Source organism: Ruegeria sp. Ofav3-42, assembly GCF_022347725.1.
Taxonomy (GTDB): Bacteria; Pseudomonadota; Alphaproteobacteria; order Rhodobacterales; family Rhodobacteraceae; genus Ruegeria.
Genome location: NZ_JAKRGB010000006.1, coordinates 154,660 through 174,536 on the forward strand (window position 1 = coordinate 154,660; position 19,877 = coordinate 174,536).

At 58.8% G+C, this 19,877-nt stretch carries 25 protein-coding genes; 14 read left to right on the forward strand and 11 right to left on the reverse strand.

Annotated features, from left to right (window positions below; all coding sequences use genetic code 11):
- Positions 1-33 precede the first annotated feature (33 nt).
- The 4 genes from lysA to argH all read right to left on the reverse strand — a co-directional run bounded on the left by lysA (position 34) and on the right by argH (position 3,168).
- Positions 34-1,299, reverse strand: a complete 1,266-nt coding sequence (lysA, locus tag MHN28_RS11080; RefSeq protein ID WP_239339016.1) for a diaminopimelate decarboxylase — start codon at positions 1,297-1,299, stop codon at positions 34-36.
- 64 nt (positions 1,300-1,363) lie between these two features.
- Positions 1,364-1,513, reverse strand: a complete 150-nt coding sequence (locus MHN28_RS11085) for a hypothetical protein (protein ID WP_239339018.1) — start codon at positions 1,511-1,513, stop codon at positions 1,364-1,366.
- 84 nt (positions 1,514-1,597) lie between these two features.
- The gene (locus MHN28_RS11090) at positions 1,598-1,780 is read right to left on the reverse strand and encodes an argininosuccinate lyase (RefSeq protein ID WP_239339021.1); all 183 of its coding nucleotides are present in this window, start codon (positions 1,778-1,780) and stop codon (positions 1,598-1,600) included.
- On the reverse strand, positions 1,780-3,168 hold the full coding sequence (gene argH / locus MHN28_RS11095) for an argininosuccinate lyase (RefSeq protein WP_239339024.1): 1,389 nt from the start codon (positions 3,166-3,168) through the stop codon (positions 1,780-1,782). The genes MHN28_RS11090 and argH overlap by 1 nt, the downstream gene beginning before the upstream one ends.
- Positions 3,169-3,189: 21 nt before the next feature.
- Here argH and MHN28_RS11100 point away from each other — a divergent pair, with 21 nt between their 5' ends.
- From MHN28_RS11100 to MHN28_RS11150, 11 genes are all read left to right on the forward strand, one after another.
- Positions 3,190-3,756, forward strand: coding sequence for a TlpA disulfide reductase family protein (locus MHN28_RS11100; RefSeq protein WP_239339026.1), 567 nt, complete (start codon positions 3,190-3,192; stop codon positions 3,754-3,756).
- 61 nt (positions 3,757-3,817) lie between these two features.
- Entirely contained in the window at positions 3,818-4,180 is a 363-nt protein-coding gene (locus tag MHN28_RS11105; RefSeq protein ID WP_239339028.1) for a hypothetical protein, read from the forward strand.
- A 90-nt stretch (positions 4,181-4,270) separates the two neighbouring features.
- A complete protein-coding gene (locus tag MHN28_RS11110) occupies positions 4,271-4,600 on the forward strand; it encodes a hypothetical protein (protein WP_239339030.1) in 330 nt (109 codons plus the stop codon).
- Positions 4,601-4,660: 60 nt separating this feature from the next.
- Positions 4,661-5,047, forward strand: coding sequence for a hypothetical protein (locus tag MHN28_RS11115; RefSeq protein WP_239339032.1), 387 nt, complete (start codon positions 4,661-4,663; stop codon positions 5,045-5,047).
- On the forward strand, positions 5,044-6,015 hold the full coding sequence (locus MHN28_RS11120; protein WP_239339034.1) for a sterol desaturase family protein: 972 nt from the start codon (positions 5,044-5,046) through the stop codon (positions 6,013-6,015). The genes MHN28_RS11115 and MHN28_RS11120 overlap by 4 nt, the downstream gene beginning before the upstream one ends.
- Positions 6,016-6,107: 92 nt before the next feature.
- Entirely contained in the window at positions 6,108-6,296 is a 189-nt protein-coding gene (locus MHN28_RS11125; RefSeq protein WP_239339036.1) for a hypothetical protein, read from the forward strand.
- Positions 6,297-6,398: 102 nt separating this feature from the next.
- Entirely contained in the window at positions 6,399-7,232 is an 834-nt protein-coding gene (locus MHN28_RS11130) for an EAL domain-containing protein (protein ID WP_239339038.1), read from the forward strand.
- Between the two features lie 183 nt (positions 7,233-7,415).
- Positions 7,416-8,591 carry an acetyl-CoA C-acetyltransferase gene (locus MHN28_RS11135; protein WP_239339040.1) on the forward strand — a complete coding sequence of 392 codons (1,176 nt, stop codon included), beginning with the start codon at positions 7,416-7,418 and terminating at the stop codon, positions 8,589-8,591.
- A 187-nt stretch (positions 8,592-8,778) separates the two neighbouring features.
- On the forward strand, positions 8,779-9,501 hold the full coding sequence (phbB, locus tag MHN28_RS11140) for an acetoacetyl-CoA reductase (RefSeq protein ID WP_155149791.1): 723 nt from the start codon (positions 8,779-8,781) through the stop codon (positions 9,499-9,501).
- A 302-nt stretch (positions 9,502-9,803) separates the two neighbouring features.
- Positions 9,804-10,751 (forward strand): transcriptional regulator GcvA, encoded by a 948-nt coding sequence (locus MHN28_RS11145; RefSeq protein ID WP_239339042.1) that lies wholly within the window; start codon positions 9,804-9,806, stop codon positions 10,749-10,751.
- Positions 10,748-11,614: a DMT family transporter gene (locus tag MHN28_RS11150; RefSeq protein ID WP_239339045.1), complete on the forward strand. Its 867-nt coding sequence runs from the start codon at positions 10,748-10,750 to the stop codon at positions 11,612-11,614. Before MHN28_RS11145 ends, MHN28_RS11150 begins: the two co-directional genes overlap by 4 nt.
- Here the strand turns inward: MHN28_RS11150 and MHN28_RS11155 are convergent.
- The 3 genes from MHN28_RS11155 to MHN28_RS11165 form a co-directional block, all read right to left on the reverse strand.
- Positions 11,611-11,775 (reverse strand): YdcH family protein, encoded by a 165-nt coding sequence (locus MHN28_RS11155; RefSeq protein WP_170742008.1) that lies wholly within the window; start codon positions 11,773-11,775, stop codon positions 11,611-11,613. The two genes, MHN28_RS11150 and MHN28_RS11155, sit on opposite strands and share 4 nt — an antisense overlap.
- Before the next feature lie 121 nt (positions 11,776-11,896).
- Positions 11,897-12,670, reverse strand: a complete 774-nt coding sequence (locus MHN28_RS11160) for a tRNA1(Val) (adenine(37)-N6)-methyltransferase (RefSeq protein WP_239339049.1) — start codon at positions 12,668-12,670, stop codon at positions 11,897-11,899.
- On the reverse strand, positions 12,667-12,882 hold the full coding sequence (locus MHN28_RS11165; protein ID WP_170387439.1) for a DUF2007 domain-containing protein: 216 nt from the start codon (positions 12,880-12,882) through the stop codon (positions 12,667-12,669). The genes MHN28_RS11160 and MHN28_RS11165 overlap by 4 nt, the downstream gene beginning before the upstream one ends.
- A 56-nt stretch (positions 12,883-12,938) precedes the next feature.
- Here MHN28_RS11165 and MHN28_RS11170 point away from each other — a divergent pair, with 56 nt between their 5' ends.
- Positions 12,939-13,937: a polyprenyl synthetase family protein gene (locus MHN28_RS11170; RefSeq protein ID WP_239339051.1), complete on the forward strand. Its 999-nt coding sequence runs from the start codon at positions 12,939-12,941 to the stop codon at positions 13,935-13,937.
- On the opposite strand, the gene MHN28_RS11175 is transcribed toward MHN28_RS11170, so the two are convergent.
- The 4 genes from MHN28_RS11175 to soxR all read right to left on the reverse strand — a co-directional run bounded on the left by MHN28_RS11175 (position 13,930) and on the right by soxR (position 18,795).
- Positions 13,930-14,751: a 4-(cytidine 5'-diphospho)-2-C-methyl-D-erythritol kinase gene (locus tag MHN28_RS11175; RefSeq protein WP_239339053.1), complete on the reverse strand. Its 822-nt coding sequence runs from the start codon at positions 14,749-14,751 to the stop codon at positions 13,930-13,932. The genes MHN28_RS11170 and MHN28_RS11175 overlap by 8 nt on opposite strands.
- Positions 14,741-16,453: a tetratricopeptide repeat protein gene (locus MHN28_RS11180; RefSeq protein ID WP_239339055.1), complete on the reverse strand. Its 1,713-nt coding sequence runs from the start codon at positions 16,451-16,453 to the stop codon at positions 14,741-14,743. Before MHN28_RS11180 ends, MHN28_RS11175 begins: the two co-directional genes overlap by 11 nt.
- Positions 16,454-16,557: 104 nt before the next feature.
- Entirely contained in the window at positions 16,558-18,204 is a 1,647-nt protein-coding gene (locus MHN28_RS11185; protein WP_239339057.1) for an electron transfer flavoprotein-ubiquinone oxidoreductase, read from the reverse strand.
- Positions 18,205-18,339: 135 nt separating this feature from the next.
- Positions 18,340-18,795 carry a redox-sensitive transcriptional activator SoxR gene (gene soxR / locus MHN28_RS11190; RefSeq protein ID WP_239339059.1) on the reverse strand — a complete coding sequence of 152 codons (456 nt, stop codon included), beginning with the start codon at positions 18,793-18,795 and terminating at the stop codon, positions 18,340-18,342.
- Between the two features lie 89 nt (positions 18,796-18,884).
- On the opposite strand from soxR, the gene MHN28_RS11195 reads away from it, so the two are divergent.
- Positions 18,885-19,265 (forward strand): VOC family protein, encoded by a 381-nt coding sequence (locus tag MHN28_RS11195; RefSeq protein WP_239339061.1) that lies wholly within the window; start codon positions 18,885-18,887, stop codon positions 19,263-19,265.
- A gap of 138 nt (positions 19,266-19,403) precedes the next feature.
- Positions 19,404-19,874 carry a transcription elongation factor GreA gene (greA, locus tag MHN28_RS11200; protein ID WP_170562645.1) on the forward strand — a complete coding sequence of 157 codons (471 nt, stop codon included), beginning with the start codon at positions 19,404-19,406 and terminating at the stop codon, positions 19,872-19,874.
- The last annotated feature ends 3 nt before the right edge of the window (positions 19,875-19,877 follow it).

A 19,877-nucleotide genomic window follows, 5' to 3' on the forward strand; every position in this document is an offset into this window, starting at 1 on the left:
GGGCCTCCTGACCGGGCCCGCGCGCCTATCGCGTCAAAGCCACGTGGGTATGGTATCGCGGTTTATGATTTCGTCAAAGCTTGGGCGTTCACGAATAACTGCAAATTGATCCCCGTGCACCAGAACCTCGGGGATCAGGGGGCGCGTATTATATTCGCTGGCCATCACCGCGCCATAAGCCCCGGCACTGCGGAAAGCGACCAGATCGCCCGGTTCCAGCGGCGGCATGTTGCGTTGTTTGGCAAAGGTATCGCCGGTTTCGCAGACCGGACCGACGATGTCGTAGGGCTGTTGTTCCACACCCGGCGCGGGCTCCTGAACGGCGACGATGTCGTGATGTGCCTCGTACATGGCGGGGCGGATCAGGTCGTTCATAGCGCCATCAAGGATCAAGAAGTCGCGACCTTCGCCCGATTTAACATAGATCACCTTGCTGACCATCAGACCGGCATTCCCGGCGATCAGACGCCCCGGTTCGATCTCGATCTCGCAATCCAGATGGCCCAGTGTTTTCTTGATAAGCGCGCCGTACTCCACAGGCAGCGGCGGCGCATCATTCGAACGCGTGTAGGGAATTCCCAAACCACCGCCCAGATCGAGGCGACGAATGTTGTGCCCTTCCGAGCGCAGTTTTTCGGTCAGTTCCGCCACTTTGGTATAGGCCAGTTCGAACGGCTCCAACTCAGTCAATTGCGAGCCGATATGGACGTCGATACCGATCACCTCCAACCCCGGCAGGCTGGCCGCATGGGCATAGACCTCGGAGGCGCGGGCGATTGGGATGCCGAACTTGTTCTCGGACTTGCCTGTGGCGATCTTGGCATGGGTCTTGGCGTCCACATCCGGGTTCACCCGAACGGTGATCGGCGCGACCAGCCCCAGTTCCAACGCGATAGCGTTGATCACTTCCATCTCGGGTTCAGATTCCACGTTGAACTGGCGAATGCCACCGCTCAGCGCGGTTCGGATCTCATCCGCGGTTTTACCGACGCCCGAGAACACGATCTTGTCGCCCGGCACGCCTGCCGCTTTGGCGCGCAGGTATTCCCCGCCCGAGACCACGTCCATTCCCGCACCTGCCTGCGCCAGCGTCTTCAGGATCGCCTGATTGCTGGCCGCTTTCATCGCATAGCAGACAAGGTGGTCGGTCCCTTCCAGCGCGTCATCAAACAGCTGGAAGTGCCGCAACAGCGTGGCGGTGGAATAGACATAAAACGGGGTTCCGACCGCGGCTGCGATTTCGGAGATCGGGACATCCTCGGCGTAAAGCGCGCCGTCGCGGTAGAGAAAGTGATCCATACCTGCGCGCTTAGACCAAAACGACCTCGCGGATCAATGGATTCTGCGCAGGTCGCGTGTTGTATCAGTTGGACGTCGAGACGCCAACGCGGCCATAGCCCGATACTTTGATACCGGATCCGCTTGAGGTGTCCGCAGGTTCAGGGCGGGGTTTGTACGATGGATCGCAGGCCGCCAGAACAGCGAGTGAGAGGATCAGGCCGATAATTTTCATTGTTTGGTCTTCTTTTCAGAGCTTTGGCGCAAGGCCATTCATGCCCGGTAGATGGGCATGCCGCAGGCAAAATGCAAATCTTCGTTACAGCCCCAGGAAAACGCCAAACCCGCCGCGACGCAGTCCCACGCCGACACCACCATAGGTACCGCTGCTGCCGACGCCGATATTAGCGCTCATCGAGGGCTGAATGGGTTCGCCATCCGCACCGCACCCGGCCAGGGCAATCCCGGCCGAGATCAGAAGGACCACACGTAGTATCTGCATCACACCAGCGCCTTCCATCGCTCAATCTGGGCGCGGACCTGATCGGGGGCCGTGCCACCATAGGATTGGCGGGAGTTTACTGAATTTTCGACGGTAAGGACAGAAAAGACATCATCGGTGATGTCAGCGTGGACCGATTGCATGTCTGCCAGCTTCAGATCGGGCAAGTCGCAACCTTTGCTTTCGGCCATCGCCACAAGCGATCCGGTGACATGGTGCGCATCACGGAACGGCAGCCCCAGCACACGCACCAGCCAGTCGGCCAGATCGGTCGCAGTCGAGAAACCCGAGCCCGCGGCAGTGGCAAGGCTTTCGCGGTTGGCGGTCATGTCCTTGACCATGCCTTCCATCGCGGCCAGCGCCAGCATCCAGTTATCGGCAGCATCAAAGACCTGTTCCTTGTCTTCCTGCATGTCCTTGGAATAGGCCAGCGGCAGGCCTTTCATCACCATCATCAACGCGGTGTTGGCCCCGTAGATACGCCCCACTTTGGCGCGGATCAGTTCCGCCGCATCGGGGTTTTTCTTCTGCGGCATGATGGACGAACCGGTCGAGAACCGGTCGGACAACGTCACAAACCGGAACTGGGCCGAGGACCAGATCACCAGTTCTTCGGCAAAGCGCGACAGGTGCACGGCGCAGATCGAAGCGGTCGACAGGAACTCCAGCGCGAAATCGCGGTCGCTGACCGCATCCAGCGAGTTCGCGGCAGGGCGGTCAAAGCCCAGCGCTTCGGCTGTCATCTGACGGTCGATTGGGAAAGACGTTCCGGCCAGTGCCGCAGCACCCAACGGGGATTCGTTCATCCGGGCGCGCGCATCGCGGACACGGGACAGGTCACGACCAAACATCTCGACATAGGCCATCATGTGATGGCCCCATGTCACCGGCTGCGCGGTTTGCAGGTGGGTAAAGCCGGGCATCACCCAATCAGCACCTGCCTCAGCCTGCGCCAAAAGCGCGCGGATCAGGGCCAAAAGGCCGGTTTCCGCCGCGTCCAGCTGATCACGGACCCAGAGTTTGAAATCGGTCGCCACCTGATCATTCCGCGACCGGCCTGTGTGTAGACGGCCTGCTGGCTCACCAATGACCTCCTTCAGGCGCGCTTCGACATTCATGTGGATGTCTTCCAGCGCGGTCGAGAACTGAAATTCCCCGTTCTGGATTTCTGACAAAACGGTGAGCAGCCCTTCCCGAATGGCCTGCGCATCACTATCAGTTATAACGCCTGTGGCCGCGAGCATGGCGGCATGGGCGCGCGAGCCTGCGATGTCCTGGGCTGCCATCCGCTGATCGAACCCGATCGAGGCGTTGATCGCCTCCATGATCGCGTCTGGACCGGCGGCAAAGCGGCCGCCCCACATCTGGTTCGAGGATTGATCGGTCATGTTGGAAAACCCGGAGTTGATATGCGCCTATTTCGTCTGATCCCCCTTTATATGGCCCTTGCGCTGGGTGCAAACGCGGCTTTGGCCACAGATGCCGAAACTCTGGCCCCTCTGCGCGATGGAACGCTGAAGCGGCTGATCCTGCACAAAGAGCCCAAACCCGTCGAAGCGGTAGAGTTCCAGCTTGAAGATGACGGAGGCGTCGCGACGCTGGAGGATTATAAGGGCAAGTATGTCCTGTTGAACTTCTGGGCCACATGGTGCGCACCTTGCCGCAAGGAAATGCCGCAGATTGCGGAGCTGCAGGAGGAATTCGGCGGCGAAAAATTCGAGGTCCTGACACTGGCAACCGGGCGCAATTCGCCGGCCGGTATCAAGAAATTCTTCGAGGAAAACGGCATCAACAACCTGCCGCGTCATCAGGACCCTAAATCAGCCGTCGCACGGGAAATGGGTGTTATCGCCTTGCCGATCACCGTCATTCTTGACCCCGACGGCAACGAAATCGCCCGCCTGATCGGCGACGCCGAGTGGAATTCGGACAGTGCCAAGGCGATCGTGTCGACCCTGGTGGGCGCTGAAAGCTAACCGACCAGAGAAACGGGGCGAATCATGGTATCCTCCTGGGGTTTTAACCAGGAGGATTTTTATGAGACGCGTTTGCGCTGTGGCCGTGCTGGCCAGCCTTTCTTTGATAACCGCCGGTTCCGCCGCGGCTAAAGATCTTCGAAAAGAAAACCAGTTTCTCGAGGCTGTCGTCGGTAAAAAGCTGGTCAGTGGGGACACGTGGCTGGTCATTACCCCTGACGGGAAAATTGACGGCGTTGGCCGCAACAATGCGAAGCTCACTGGGGCATGGGTCTGGAACAAGAGGTTCTTTTGTCGAAACGTTGTGGTCGGTCAAAGGGCGTTTCCACAAGACTGCCTGACAGTATCGATCGACGGCGATCAGGTGCAGTTCACAAGGAACAAGGGCAAAGGTGACGCCGTTGTCTATACCGTCTCCAACTAAGGCAGCGGCACAGCTTCTTATTTTGTGATACTCTGAAACCGGCCCTAACGGGCCGGTTTTCCTTTGCGACTTGAAGGAAGGGAGAGTGCGATGAAACCGGTAGTTCTGTTGATTGGGAAACTGCCCAATGTAATCGGAGATGTCGCGCGTCAACTGGATCACCTGCCGATTCAGTGGCTTGGCGCGCATGATCAGGAAGAAGTCAGACGACAATTGGACGAAGAACCACGCATATCCTGCGCAATCATGGGCGCCGGACTTGACGACAAGGTTCGCGGAGAGATGGTGGGTATTATTGCGGCACGCAGGCCAGATATCTGCATCCACCTCAAGGATCGCGCCTCGGGCCCGGATGGGTTGGTGCCTTTTGTCCAGCGCGTTGTTCAGTATGAGATTCTGGACAGTCTCGAACATAGCTGACGCCACGCCACCTTTGACAGTTTGCCTGCTGCTTTGCACTCTGCCGGGCGGGAGGACGGAATGCCGCTTGAAATTCTATTGGTTCTGGTGGTCGGAGGCATCGCCGGGATAACGGCGATGTTGCATCTGACGGGCAAGTCGCGCTTACGCATGCTGACACCCGAAAGCGCGCGGTCGGAATGGCTGCGCCATGCGCCCGACGACGCAGTCATCGACGTCACAGTTTCGCATGACGGTCACGCGGCTTTGATCCGGACCGATGCCGGAAACGGGCTGTTGTGGTCTTTCGGTGCAGACACTGTCGCCCGGCACCTGCTGGATTTTGACTTACTGGAGCATCCGCAAGGTTTTGAGGTTCAGTTCCACGAATTCGGAGCCCCCAAAGCCATTATCCACCTCGACGAACTCGAACGCCGCCATTGGCAGCACCTGATGGAGCCCGCATGACCGACCAAGTGACTTTCCCGGACGCCGTGCAATGGGCCGTCCCCTTCTTCATTGCCGGCATTCTGGCCGAATTTCTGTGGATCGCCGTCAAAGGCAAAGGCGGCCGGTATGAGACGCGGGACGCGGTAACATCACTGATCATGGGGGCAGGCAACATCGCCTCTGGCTTTTTGCTGGGCTTCATTGCCTACGCGTTCTTCATGTGGCTATGGCAGATCACCCCCTTGAACCTGGGTACGTCGATCCCCGTCATCATCCTGTGCTTTGTGCTGGATGATCTGCGCTATTACTGGGTGCACCGCTTTGGCCACCGGATCCGCTGGGTCTGGGCCAGCCATGTGAACCACCACAGCTCTCAGCATTACAACCTGACAACGGCGCTGCGGCAGACCTGGACCTATACGTTCACTTTCATGATGGTTGTCCGCGCGCCGTTGATCCTGCTGGGGTTTCACCCTGCCATGGTGCTGTTCTGTGGCGGCCTGAACCTGATCTACCAGTTCTGGATCCACACCGAGGCCATTGGCAAAATGCCCCGCTGGTTCGAGGCCGTGATGAACACGCCCAGCCACCACCGCGCCCATCACGGTCGCAATGCGCGGTATCTCGATTGCAACTATGCTGGTGTCTTTATCATCTGGGACAAAATGTTCGGCACTTTTGTACCCGAACAAGAGGATGACCGCGTCGACTATGGTCTGGTTCACAACATCGGCACGTTCAACCCGCTGCGCGTGGCCTTCCACGAATGGGTCGGTATCTGGCGCGACGCAACTCAGCCGGGTCTGACACTGCGTCAGCGGCTGGCTTATTGTTTTGCGCCTCCGGGCTACAGCCACAACGGCAGCCGGGACAATTCCGAGCAGATCAAAGCCAAGCATTTGGCGCGCTACCCCGAAGATCGCGGAACGCCCGGATTCGAACAATTTGAGGCCAAACAGCCCAATACACAGGCAAAACAGGCCTGATCCCGCCGAACCGACCGACCCGATTCTTGAAATCCGGCCCTCACGCCCCATATCCACCCGATGTGCAAAGTGTTGAGTGACCGGAGGCCCAGATGACCAGATTGACAACCCTGTCCACCGTAATGGGTCTGACTGGTATGGTGCTGGCCATGTTGACCGCTCTGGCCAGTGGCGCGGTTGCAATTGTCGCACTGGGCTTCGGCATGATGCTTTTGGGCTTCATGGGCGCGGTTGTCGGCGGCTTTGCCGCACTTGGGCGCATCTGGGAAACATCCCGCTAGTCCAAATCATCCATCTTCAAATAGGTTTGTCTTAACCGCAGATTCATACCTTTCCCCTGAAATCGTCACCGAACCGGCGACACAAAGGGAAACGGGTTGCACATGCGGAAAAAGGACCTGGCAGATTTGCCTGAAGGTGGGGACAGCCCGCTGAACGCGGCCGTCAAATCCCGCGACGCATCCACAGTCGATATGGCGACCGAAGCCGTAAAGCACAAACAGTGCAAACTGGCCTTCCAACCGGTCATGCAGGCCAACGCTCCACAGGACGTCGCCTTCTATGAGGGCTTCATCCGCGTTCTCGACGAAACCGGTCGGGTCATCCCTGCGCGCGAGTTCATGCCACAGCTGGAAAACACGCCTATCGGTCGCGAGCTGGACTGCGTCGCGCTTGAAATGGGTCTGCGCACACTCATCAAAAACCCGGACATTCGTCTGTCGATCAACATGTCTGCCCGCTCGATCGGCTATGCCCGCTGGTCGCGGGTTCTGGAACGGTTTCTGAAAAAGGACGCCGGGATTGGCGAAAGGCTGATTTTGGAAATCTCGGAAAGCTCGGCCATGACAGTGCCGGAACTGGTCATCGACTTTATGGACCGGCTGCAGCCGCGCGGTATCGCCTTCGCCCTGGATGACTTTGGCGCAAGCAATTTCAGTTTTCGCCATTTCCGAGAGTTTTTCTTTGATGCCGCCAAGATCGACGGCCAGTTCATCCACGGCATCCACGATAACACGGACAATCAGGCGCTTGTACGGGCCTTGATTGCTGTGGCCCGGGAATTCGAGATCCTGATCACCGCCGAATCAGTCGAAACGCAAAAGGATGCCGAATTCCTTATCGCTAACGGTGTCGACTGTTTGCAGGGGTTTCTGTTCGGCGCCCCAACCGTTTACGCCCCCTGGAAGGCGGAAAACCGCAAGCTTACAGCCAGTTAGAGTGAATTGGCCGATCCACAACCTGCCTGAGACAAGCTAACCGTTGCTGCAACTGCAGCGTTGCGCTATGCCATGAGGAGTTGGAGCGGGGAACATGAGGCGCTCTTGCTATCACAGAGTTTCCTCTGTGCGATCCGCGCCGTCGAATATCCCGCAGGACCTTGACGGTAAAGGATTGTCTAAATGACCAACGTAGTAATCGCATCCGCCGCGCGCACCGGTGTCGGCAGCTTTGGCGGCTCGTTTGCAAACACACCCGCGCATGATCTGGGCGCCGCCGTACTGGAGGCCGTGGTAGAACGCGCAGGCGTGGACAAAGGCGAAGTCAGCGAAACCATTATGGGTCAAGTGCTGACGGCTGCGCAGGGTCAGAACCCCGCCCGTCAGGCGCATATCAATGCAGGTCTGCCGCAGGAAAGCGCGGCCTGGGGGATCAACCAGGTGTGCGGTTCCGGCCTGCGCGCCGTGGCTTTGGGTGCTCAGCACATCCAGCTCGGCGATGCCGATATCGTGGCCGCCGGTGGTCAGGAAAACATGACCCTTTCGCCCCACGCCGCTGCGCTGCGCGCCGGTCACAAGATGGGCGACATGAAGTACATCGACACCATGATCCGCGACGGTCTGTGGGATGCGTTCAACGGCTATCACATGGGGCAGACCGCTGAAAACGTCGCCGAGAAGTGGCAAATCAGCCGCGACATGCAGGACGAATTCGCCGTCGCCTCGCAGAACAAGGCCGAGGCCGCGCAAAAGGCGGGCAAATTCGCAGACGAGATCGTGCCCTTCACAATCAAGACCCGCAAGGGCGATATCGTGATGGACAAGGACGAATACATCCGCCACGGCGCAACTATGGAAGCGATGGCCAAACTGCGCCCAGCCTTCACTAAGGACGGTTCGGTCACGGCCGCAAACGCATCCGGTCTGAACGACGGCGCGGCGGCAACGTTGCTGATGTCGGCCGAGAACGCCGAAAAGCGCGGGATTGAGCCTCTGGCCCGCATCGCGTCCTACGCAACCGCTGGTCTGGACCCGTCGATCATGGGCGTCGGCCCGATTTACGCGTCGCGCAAGGCGCTGGAAAAAGCTGGCTGGTCGGTTGACGATCTGGATCTGGTCGAGGCGAACGAAGCCTTTGCCGCGCAAGCCTGCGCTGTGAACAAGGACATGGGCTGGGACCCGTCGATCGTGAATGTGAACGGCGGTGCCATCGCCATCGGCCACCCGATCGGTGCTTCGGGCTGCCGCGTTCTGAACACGCTTCTGTTCGAAATGAAGCGCCGCGATGCGAAGAAAGGTCTCGCGACCCTGTGCATCGGTGGCGGCATGGGTGTAGCACTGTGCGTGGAGCGCGACTAAGTGCGTTGATAACCAAATAGTAAAGGGCGTCCGCTGGGCGCCCTTTTTTGTTACATTGGGGTCTTACCCCTTAGATGCGACGATATTGCTAACCGGAAATTCAAATTTCATGACGAAACAATATTGCGCACGATCACCTCTCAAAGTAACAGCATTACCAAGACGACTTAAATTGGAGGATTCCTAAATGGCACGTACAGCACTCGTTACCGGCGGCTCCCGCGGCATCGGCGCAGCAATTTCCAAGGCGCTCAAGGCCGAAGGGTACAACGTTGCAGCCACCTATGCGGGGAACGACGAAGCCGCCGCGAAGTTCACCGAAGAGACTGGCATCGCCACCTACAAGTGGAATGTGGCCGATTATGACGAATCCAAAGCCGGCATCGAAAAGGTCGAAGCCGAAGTCGGCCCGATCGACATCGTTGTCGCCAACGCGGGCATCACCCGCGACGCGCCGTTCCACAAGATGACGCCCGAGCAGTGGCACCAGGTGATCGACACCAACCTGACCGGCGTGTTCAACACCGTACACCCCGTCTGGAACGGTATGCGCGAGCGCAAGTTCGGCCGCGTTATCGTCATCAGCTCAATCAACGGTCAGAAAGGCCAGTTTGCGCAGGTGAACTATGCCGCGACCAAAGCGGGCGATCTGGGCATCGTGAAATCTCTGGCACAAGAAGGCGCACGCGCAGGCATCACCGCAAACGCTATCTGCCCAGGCTATATCGCGACTGAGATGGTCATGGCGGTACCGGAGAAAGTCCGCGAATCCATCATCGGCCAGATCCCGGCCGGCCGCCTGGGTGAGCCGGAAGAAATCGCGCGTTGCGTTGCGTTCCTTGCATCCGACGATTCTCAGTTCATCAACGGCTCGACCATTTCGGCCAACGGTGCACAGTTCTTCGTCTGATCCAAGGCGCAGAAAAGACAACGGGCCGGTCCTTGCGGACCGGCCCTTTTTTATCCCGTAAGAACGCGCGCGCTGCGTTCAGCGGGAACCGAAAAGCCAATTCAGGGCGTATTTGACAATTTTACCGCGTTCGGCATGGGCCCGCTGAAAGGCGCGGGCAGCTGCTGGGTTGGTCGTCATTTCGATCATGGCAGTCTTCCTTTCAGTTCAGCTTTGTTTGACTTGCACCCAATATGCAGCTTATGCATTAGGCTAACAAACGAGCTTTTTCCTCAGTTCAGTTAAGTTTTACTTGTGTCAAAATGAGCGACTATCTTCCCCCTCTGACTGCCTTGCGTGCCTTTGATGCCGCCGCGCGCCATATGTCCTTTGCCAAGGCTGCGGAGGAACTGCATGTCACCCCGGCCGCCCTTTCCTTCCAGATCAAATCACTTGAGGAACACCTAGGCCGCCCTTTGTTTCATCGCCTGAATCGGGCGGTTGAATTGACCGAAGCCGGGCGCGCCCTTGCCCCCGGTGCAGCAGAAGGGTTCGCCGCACTTCAGACGGCCTGGCAAGCCGCAAGGCGGCAGGGCAACGATACCAGCCTGACGGTGACGGCAGGGCCTGCGCTGACGGCAAAGTGGCTCGCGCCGCGTCTGTATGAGTTTGCCAGGGCGCATCCCGAGATCGATCTCAAGTTCTCGGCAACGTTGCGAAACATGGACCTTGAACGGGACGATGTGGATGTCGCCATCAGGTTCGGCTATGGCGGGGATGAGGGGCTGTATTCCCTTCCGGTCCGCAAGGAGTGGCTGACCCCTGTGATGACCCCGGAACTGGCCGCCCAGTTCCCGACCCCGGAAAGCCTGAAAGAAGCCCCCCTGATCTTTGACGATTCAATTGCCTTCCTGCAGCCCCCTAGCGACTGGCCAACCTGGTTCCGGGCCGTTGGGGTGGACTTTGCGCCCACACACGGTGCGCATTTCTCGAACGCGGATCACGCCATTGACGCCGCTGTCGCAGGTGTTGGTGCGGTGCTGGGGCGCCGGGCAATGATCATCAAAGACCTGACCGAAGGCCGCCTTGTCGCGCCTTTCAAAACGGCTATCGAAACGCGTGGGCGGTTTCGGTTTTTGTGCCTGCCGGGCGCGGAAAACAGGCCTCAGATCGCAGCATTCCGCGACTGGTTCATGTCCGAGATTGAGAAGACGGCGCATATCTCGGATGAGTTCCACATTGTCCCGGTCGAAGAGGTTCTGATGCCATGACCAAAACACGCGCTACGGCCATCGGATTTGGCGCCGTTCTTCTGTGGTCTCTGCTGGCGCTGTTTACCGTGGGTTCTTCACCCACGCCGCCGCTTTTACTGAATACGATTTGCTTTTCGATCGGTGGCACTCTGGGCCTGATCTGGGCTTGGAGCAACGGCGGCCTGCGTCAGCTAGTCGACGTCCCGTGGACCACATACTTGTTTGGCACAGTTGGATTGTTTGGATACCACGCATTGTATTTTTCAGCGCTGCGGATGGCCCCGGCGGCCGAAGCCGGGCTGATCGCCTATCTCTGGCCATTGCTGATCGTGCTGTTTTCCGGGTTGCTGCCCGGCGAACAATTGCGCGTTGGGCATTTGATCGGTGCCTGCCTGGGTTTTGCCGGGGCTGCTGTGATTATCGCAGGCGGAGGCGGGGCCGGGTTTCAATTCGACCACCTACCGGGTTACGCGCTGGCCTTACTGTGCGCCCTGACGTGGTCGAGCTATTCCGTTCTGTCACGCCGGCTGGGCGATACCCCTACCAGTTCTGTCGCCATATTCTGCATCGCCGCGGCCATCGCGTCCGGTGTAATGCACTTTGCCGTTGAGGATACGGTCTGGCCCGACAGCGCCTTTGGCTGGGCATCAGTTATTGCACTGGGCCTGGGGCCAGTTGGATTGGCGTTCTATGTCTGGGATATCGGCGTAAAGCAGGGTGACATACAGGTCCTTGGCACAGCTTCATACGCGGCACCCCTGTTGTCTACGCTTGCTTTGGTTTTGGCCGGGATCGCCGTCCCGTCTGGGGGTCTTGCGATCGCGGCCTTATTGATAACTGGCGGCGCGGCGATTGCCGCGCGGGCTAGTATGGAACGCTAGTTTGACAGGCGCTCGATCTCTTCCTTCAGCTTTAGTTTTTGCTTTTTGAGTTGAGCGATATGGAGATCATCGATGCCTGGCGAGCGTTGGGCTTGTTCAACTTCAAGACCGAGATTTTCGTGCTTTTTCTTCAGTTCGGTCAGGTGTGCGCTCACGCTCATGGCGATACTCCTTTGTTGGTGTCTGAGTTTCACGTAAGAAGTTGACCACATCGTTTCCAGCCTGTCACGCCGCAGACGCACAGAATCTGTAATAAATCCGACAAATTCGGCTGGTTAATGCCTATTGGCCAGAAAACCCGGGCAACGCGGCCCCTTCACGCAACACTTTCGAGACCTGCGGTGCATAGCTTTCACCATCAAGTTCGTGACGATCCCCTTCGTGCAATATCAACGGAGCATGCAGCTGAAAATCGGCCCGCCCACCCTTTCTGGCGCGCAAAATCACCAGTTCGGCCTTGCGACCGGTTCTGGCCGCCAAGGGCAACGCTTCGACCGACCCCAGCCGCCCAGTGCACGCCACCAACATGTCGGGCAGGCGGTCGGCTTTCTGGATCATGTGCAGGTACCCACGCGGCGTGAGACGTTTGGCCGCAGTTTCGAACCACTGACTCAGTGGCGTTTGCTCACCCAAAGCGACACTGCGCCCTTTGTCAGAGGCCGAACTGTGCGCCCCCGCACGATAATAGGGGGGGTTGGCAATCACATGGTCGAATTGCCGTTGTTTGAGGTCAGCAGGCAAGACGCCCAAATCAGCTTCAATCACCTCCAGCGGCGCACTGTTCTCAACTGCGTTTCGACGCGCCAGATCAGCATAGTCCGCCTGGAGTTCGACCCCGACACCCTGCAGCCCCGGAACGCGGGCCATCAGGCACAGGATCGCGGCACCGGCGCCACAGCCCAGTTCCAAAACGGTGTGACCACGTGTCGCCGGGACCGCAGCGGCCAGCAGGACCGGATCGACACCAGCACGATATCCCGAACGCGGCTGCAGTAGTCGCACTCGCCCGCCGAGAAAATCGTTTCGGGTCAGTTCACTGTCGGAAAACAGGCTCATCTGCCCAGCGGAATGTCGTTGTCACGCATCACCCGTTCCGCGCGGGTCAGGTCATCCGCCCGCACCATCAGGCGTCGCGGAAAGATTCCGATGCCTCCTTCGAGGATGCTCATATTTACGTCCATCTGAAAGCAGTCTATATCCTCGCCTTCAAGAAGGGCGGATGCAAAGGCCAGGATCGTCGGATCGGTGCTGCGCAAAAGTTCTTTCATGGGGATGGATGTAAGGGCAAGGTACGCCGGAAGTCGAGCCTTGTATCAGGAGTGTGATGAATATCGACACGATCTCAAAACCGCATGAACGACTGGCTGAAATTCTGGCTGGCGAAATGGATGCAGTTAATGAACTGATCCGCACGCGGATGGCCTCGGAGCATGCGCCGCGCATTCCTGAAGTGACTGCACATCTGGTCGAGGCGGGGGGCAAGCGCCTGCGCCCCATGCTGACTCTGGCCGCGGCACGTCTGTTTGACTACGCAGGCGATCATCACGTGCGCTTGGCGGCGACCGTCGAATTCATCCATACGGCGACCCTGTTGCACGATGACGTGGTCGACGAAAGCGCCCAGCGGCGCGGTCGACCCACGGCCAATCTGTTGTGGGACAACAAATCCAGTGTTCTGGTGGGCGACTACCTGTTTTCCCGCAGCTTCCAACTGATGGTTGAAACCGGATCTTTGCGCGTTCTGGACATCCTGGCCAATGCGTCGGCGACGATCGCCGAAGGCGAAGTATTGCAAATGACCGCGGCCACCGATCTGGGCACAACCGAGGCGATCTATCTGCAGGTCGTGCGCGGCAAGACCGCCGCTCTGTTTTCCGCCGCAACCGAAGTGGGCGGCGTTATTGCAGGGGCCTCGGAGGATCAGGTCAAAGCGCTTTTCGAATATGGCGATGCGCTGGGGATTGCGTTCCAGATTGCCGATGATCTGCTGGACTATCAGGGCGATAGCAAGGCTACTGGCAAGAACGTCGGCGACGACTTCCGTGAGCGTAAGCTGACCCTGCCGGTTATCAAAGCCATCGCACAGGCCACCCCCGAAGAGCACGCCTTTTGGGAGCGTACGATTGGTCGCGGCCGTCAGGAAGACGGCGATCTGGATCATGCGCTGAGCTTGATGAACAAGTATGGCACTCTGGAGGCCACACGGTCGGATGCATTCGGCTGGGCCGCCAAAGCCAAGGCCGCATTGGACGCCCTGCCGGATCACGAAATCCGCACTCTGCTACGCGATCTGGCCGACTATGTGGTGTCGCGCCTCAATTAAGCTGCGTCGCGCGGCACCACCAATCTGGATGGGCCGCGCCAATCTCATAAGCAGCGAAATGCGCCGCTTTCATCGTCGGGTAGAGTGCAAAACAGGTTGAGCCTGAACCGGACATGCGGGCCAGCAAAGCGTCCTTTGTATCCGCCAATTCATCCAGCACACGGGCTACCTCTGGGGCGAGGCCCTTTGTCGGGGGCTCCAGATCATTGCGCTGTTCCAGAAGCCAATCCGCGCAGGCTTCAGGCGTCTCAAAGGGCGGAACATCGGCGGGCATCGGCGGGTTATCACGGCTCTTCAAAGCCGAAAAAACCGATCCTGTCGGAACTTCTACACCGGGGTTAACCAGCAACGCTGGCAATTGCGGCAAACCAACCGGCTCTAGCTGGTCGCCAATCCCGCGCATCCGCGTAGCACGGGCAGCGACACAAACCGGGATATCCGCGCCCAGAGACAGAGCGCTCCCATCAGAAATCGAAATACCCTGATCCGCAATCATACGCAGCGTGGCGGCGGCATCAGAAGAACCGCCGCCTATCCCGCCGCCATGCGGCAGAACTTTGTTCAGTTTGATATGCCCTGCCCAGCCGGCCATCTCTGCCGCCTTCCAGACAAGATTTCGCTCATCCGCCGGTACACCGCCCGCGTGCTCGCCCGTGATGGCCATCGATAGCTCTGACCCTGGCGCGAAGTCCAGCGTGTCGCCGACATCCGCAAAAACCACCAGGGAATCCAACAGATGGTAACCGTCATCGCGTCGACCGGTCACATGCAGGGTCAGATTGATCTTGGCGGGCGCGAAAGCCCTAGTTGCCATTGGCCACCTGCAGAGGGGCTGCGCCCTCTTCAGCCAACACGGCGTCCAGCCCGATCTCAAGCTTGCGGCGGATGCGGTCCGGGTCGGCCTCGCCGTCGGTATCCGTGGGATCGATGAAGGAAAGCGCACGTTTCCACTGGAATTCGGCCTCACGCGCGCGCCCCACAGCCCAGTACACATCGCCCAGATGGTCGTTAACAACTGGGTCGACAGGCATCAGTTCGACCGCGCGTTCCATATGCCCCACGGCCTCGTCATAGCGGCCCAGACGGAACAGAACCCAGCCAAGACTGTCGACGATATAACCACTGTCGGGACGCGCCGCGACGGCCCGTTCGATCATGTTCAGGGCTTCATCCAGCTTTTCCTGCCGTTCAACCAGAGAATAGCCCAGATAATTCAGCACCTGCGGCTGATCGGGGTTCAACTCCAGCGCGCGGCGGAAATCGGCCTCGGCCAAATCCCAATTCTTAAGGCGCTCATGCGAGATTCCGCGGGCGTAATACAGGAACCAATTGCCGCTGACCCCTTGTTCGGTCAATTCGATGGCTGTGTCATAGGTCGCCACCGCAGCGGTGTAGTTTTCCTCACGCCTTTGCAGATCAGCCAACGCAACGTGAACACTGGGCAAGTTGGGGCTTTGCGCAGCAAGGTTCTGCAGTACTTCTGCCGCTGCATCCGTTTTGCCCGACCGGCCAAGAACCTCGGCCCGGCCCAGTTCGGCCGCGTGGTAATCGCTGCTGGTCGCGGGCACCATCCGATAGGCTTCGACGGCCAGATCATACTGCTCCAGCGCATCCAGAAGCTCGGCGCTCAGAAGGATTGCGTCCACATGGCCCGGTCGCAGGAACGCGGCAATTCTTGCATAGAGAAGGACATAATCCTGTGACGCCTCGCTGCTGAGCGCGGCACCGACGGAAAAGAAAACCTCGGCCATGCCATCCTGGGCCGACTGAATATGCGTAAAGGGCAGCGTTTCGCCCGCCTGCAAACGGGCCACATAGCCTTCGATCGATGGGTCACTGCCCGCGGCGAACACGTTATCGAGGTATTGCAGCGCATCTTCGTTGCGGTCCAGTTGGGAAAGAACCTCGGTCCGGGCCAAAGCGGCGCGACGCGAGAATCGCGCAACGGCACCGTTGTTGGCCGCAAAAATTTCTTCAGCGCCTTCGAAATCACCAATCGAGGCCAAGGCCAACGCCTTGTGGAACATGGCGAATTCACGCAGCCCCTCTTGCGTGCTGACCTCGTCGAATTTTTCCATCGCTTTGGTCATGGCACCCTGCGCCACATAGGCCCAACCCAAAACCAACCCATCGACCAGCGGCCCGACGCCTTGGGTTTCCGGGTCGCGCGCCAGTAATTCATCCAGCTTATCTTCGGCGATCAGATTGGCCATGATGACCATTTTCGCCGCCTGACTTGGCAGTTCGAGCGCTTCGATTGATTGGGCGATCGGCAGTGCTCGTTCGATCTCGCCCAATGCGAGGCGAGCGACGACGACGTTTTCAAGCAACTTGCCATTTTCGGGGTCTGCGCGCAGAGCCTGCGCGTAGTACTTCTCGGCGGATGTGTAATCGCTCTGGTAGATCGCCTGACGTCCGGCCAGATAAGCCCCTGAGCCAGTGTCCGACAGGGCCGGGAGTACAAATGACGAGGTTAACAGCACAGCCAATGCTGCGCGACGAACGAGGGAAGCCACCAAAATCCTGCCTTGCTATCGTTGACTGAACAACAAGCTAGGGCTTTGGCCAGAAAGAGGCAATGGCAGAGCCTTCACGACCCTGCCATTGCCCATGAATTCGCTTACATGTTGGGATAGTTCGGTCCATCCCCGCCTTGCGGCGTGGTCCAGGTGATGTTCTGGCTGGGATCCTTGATGTCGCAGGTTTTGCAGTGGACGCAGTTCTGGAAGTTGATGACGAATCGCGCGCCATCTTCATCCTCGACCATCTCGTACACGCCCGCCGGGCAGTAACGCTGCGCCGGTTCGTCGAACTTGGGCAAGTTCACTTTGACCGGAATCTCGGGATCGGCCAGCTTCAGGTGACAGGGCTGGCTTTCCTCGTGGTTGGTCATCGCAAAGGAAACGTTGGTCAGACGGTCAAAGGACAGCGTGCCATCAGGCTTGGGATAGTCGATAGGCTGGTGCTTGCTGGCCTCTTCGGTCGCCTCGGCATCGTTCTTGCCGTGACCCAGCGTGCCCAGCAGCGAGAAGCCCAGTGTGTTGGTCCACATGTCCATGCCGCCCAACATCAGCGAGGCGGTCAGGCCGTATTTCGACCACAGTGGTTTGACGTTGCGCACCTTCTTCAGGTCGTCGCCGATTGCGCCTTCGCGCACGTCGACCTCATAGGCGGTCAGTTCGTCACCCGAACGCTCAGCCTTGATCGCGTCGAAAGCGGCCTCAGCGGCGGCCTTGCCCGACAGCATCGCGTTGTGGTTGCCCTTGATGCGCGGCACGTTGACCATCCCAGCCGAGCAGCCCAGCAGTGCCACGCCTGGCGCAACCAGTTTCGGCATCGACTGCCAGCCACCCTCGGTGATCGCACGGGCGCCGTACGCGACGCGCTTGCCGCCTTTCAGCAGCTCAGCCACCATCGGGTGATGCTTGAAGCGCTGGAATTCCATGTAGGGGTACAGGTACGGGTTCTTGTAGTTCAGGTGAACCACGAAACCGACATAGACCTGATTGTTTTCAAGGTGATAGATGAACGATCCGCCACCTGCGTTGCTGCCCAGAGGCCAGCCCATCGTGTGCGTGACCGAGCCTTCCTTGTGCTTGGCCGGGTCGATCTCCCAGATCTCTTTCATGCCGACGCCGTATTTCTGCGGCTCTTTGCCTGCAGACAGGTCGTATTTGGCGATAACTTCCTTGGACAGCGAGCCACGGACACCTTCTGACAGGAAGACGTACTTGCCATGCAGCTCCATGCCCGGTTCCGTCTGCGGACCGTAGGACCCGTCGGGCTCAAGACCAAAGACACCCGCGACGACGCCTTTGACTTCGCCATTGTCGCCGTAAACCAGCTCGGAACAGGCCATGCCCGGGAAGATTTCAACGCCCAGCTCTTCGGCCTGCTCGGCCATCCAGCGGCAGACATTGCCCATTGAGACGATGTAGTTGCCGTGGTTGTTCATCAGCGGCGGCATCGGAAAGTTGGGGATGCGGATTTTTCCGGCCTCACCGAGCATGTAGAAATTGTCTTCGTGCACCGGCACGTTCAACGGCGCGCCCTTTTCCTTCCAGTCCGGGATCAGAGCGTCCAGCCCGCACGGGTCCAGAACCGCGCCCGACAGAATATGCGCGCCTACTTCCGAGCCCTTCTCAAGAACGACAACATTCAGGTCGGCATCCAGCTGTTTCAGACGGATGGCCGCCGACAGGCCCGCGGGGCCTGCACCCACGATCACCACATCGTATTCCATCGCTTCGCGTTCAATCTCGGCCATCGTGGGCTCCTTAGCTAACTTTCCGAATTGGCGCTTTCACTGCGTGGTCTGCGCAATATTGTTTCACGGCTGATTACATGGTCACAAAGACCTTGGTCAATCAAAACACGGCGTAACATTGCTGCATTGCGGCAGTTATGTATCCGGAGCGTCACCCATCAGGTATCTGGGACCGCTACCATGCGACTTGGCGCGGTCATCAGGGTTGTAAAGAGCACATTTCGGCAGGCTGAGGCATCCACAGCCGATGCAGCCGTCCAGATTGTCGCGCAACCGCGTCAGGGTATCGATTCGCTGATCCAGATGCGCCCTCAGCCCCTTGCTGATGTCCTTCCAGTCCTGCGGCGTTGGCGTGCGGTTCCCGGGCAGACCTGAAAGCACCTCGCGAATCTCGGGCAGGGTCAGGCCGAATTGCTGGGCGATCATGACAAAACTCAGCCGTCGGATATCGGCGCGCTGATAGCGCCTTTGCCCGCCTGCATTGCGCCAGGGCGCGATCAGCCCCTGCGCCTCGTAGTACCGGATCGCCGAAACGGCCAATCCCGTGCGTTTCGCCAATGCGCCGATTGCCAAACCTTCGGAACCCGCCATTTCAACCTCACAAGAAATACCTTGACCTAAAGTTAGGTTTAAGAATTACGGTGAGTCGGGACAAGCCTCAAGACCGAAAAGGAGATCCCATGATGGCGACACTTGAACATACCAATTTCACCGTCCGCGACCCCAAGGCTTCGGCGGCCTGGATGCAGCGGGTGTTTGGTTGGAAAACACGTTGGGAGGGCCCGGCCATCGCGGGGGGCTACACAGTCCATGTGGGCAGTCAACATACCTATCTGGCGCTCTACGCGCCCAGCGATCCTCAGCCATCGGGTGAAAGCAGCTATGACATCGTCGGCGGCCTGAACCACGTGGGCGTTCTGGTCGAGGATATCGACGCGACCGAGGACAAGGTGATCAAGGCCGGGTTCACGCCGAAATCCCACGGCGACTACGAACCCGGCAGGCGTTTCTACTTCGATGATGACAATGGAATCGAATTCGAGGTGATTAGCTACGACTAGGCCGTAATCCGCGTCACAGGGCATAGCCCTCTTGCATTTCACGCCTCATTTGGGTCAGGTAAATGCCAACCCATCAAATCGCCCCGACGCTGGTTCCATGCGGCGGGGCGCATCAATTTATGCGTGGACGACAAGAATATGGAAAAGATTCCAATGACGCCTACGGGCAATGCCGCGCTCGCGGCGGAGCTGAAGAACCTCAAATCCGTCGAGCGCCCCGCAATCATCGAAGCCATTGCCACAGCGCGCGAGCTGGGCGATCTGAAAGAAAACGCCGAATATCACTCGGCGCGTGAAAAGCAGGGATTCATCGAAGGCCGCATCAAAGAGCTGGAAGGCATTCTGTCGCTGGCCGATGTGATCGACCCGGCCAAGCTGAACGGCGCGATCAAATTCGGCGCCAAGGTGACTCTGGTCGACGAGGACACGGACGAAGAAAAGACCTGGCAGATTGTTGGCGAGTACGAGGCCAACATTGAAAACGGGTTACTGAACATCAAATCGCCCATCGCGCGGGCATTGATCGGCAAGGAAGAAGGCGACAGTGTCGAAGTACGCACGCCCGGCGGTGTGCGTTCTTATGAAGTGTTGAGTATCGAGTACGCCTGACCG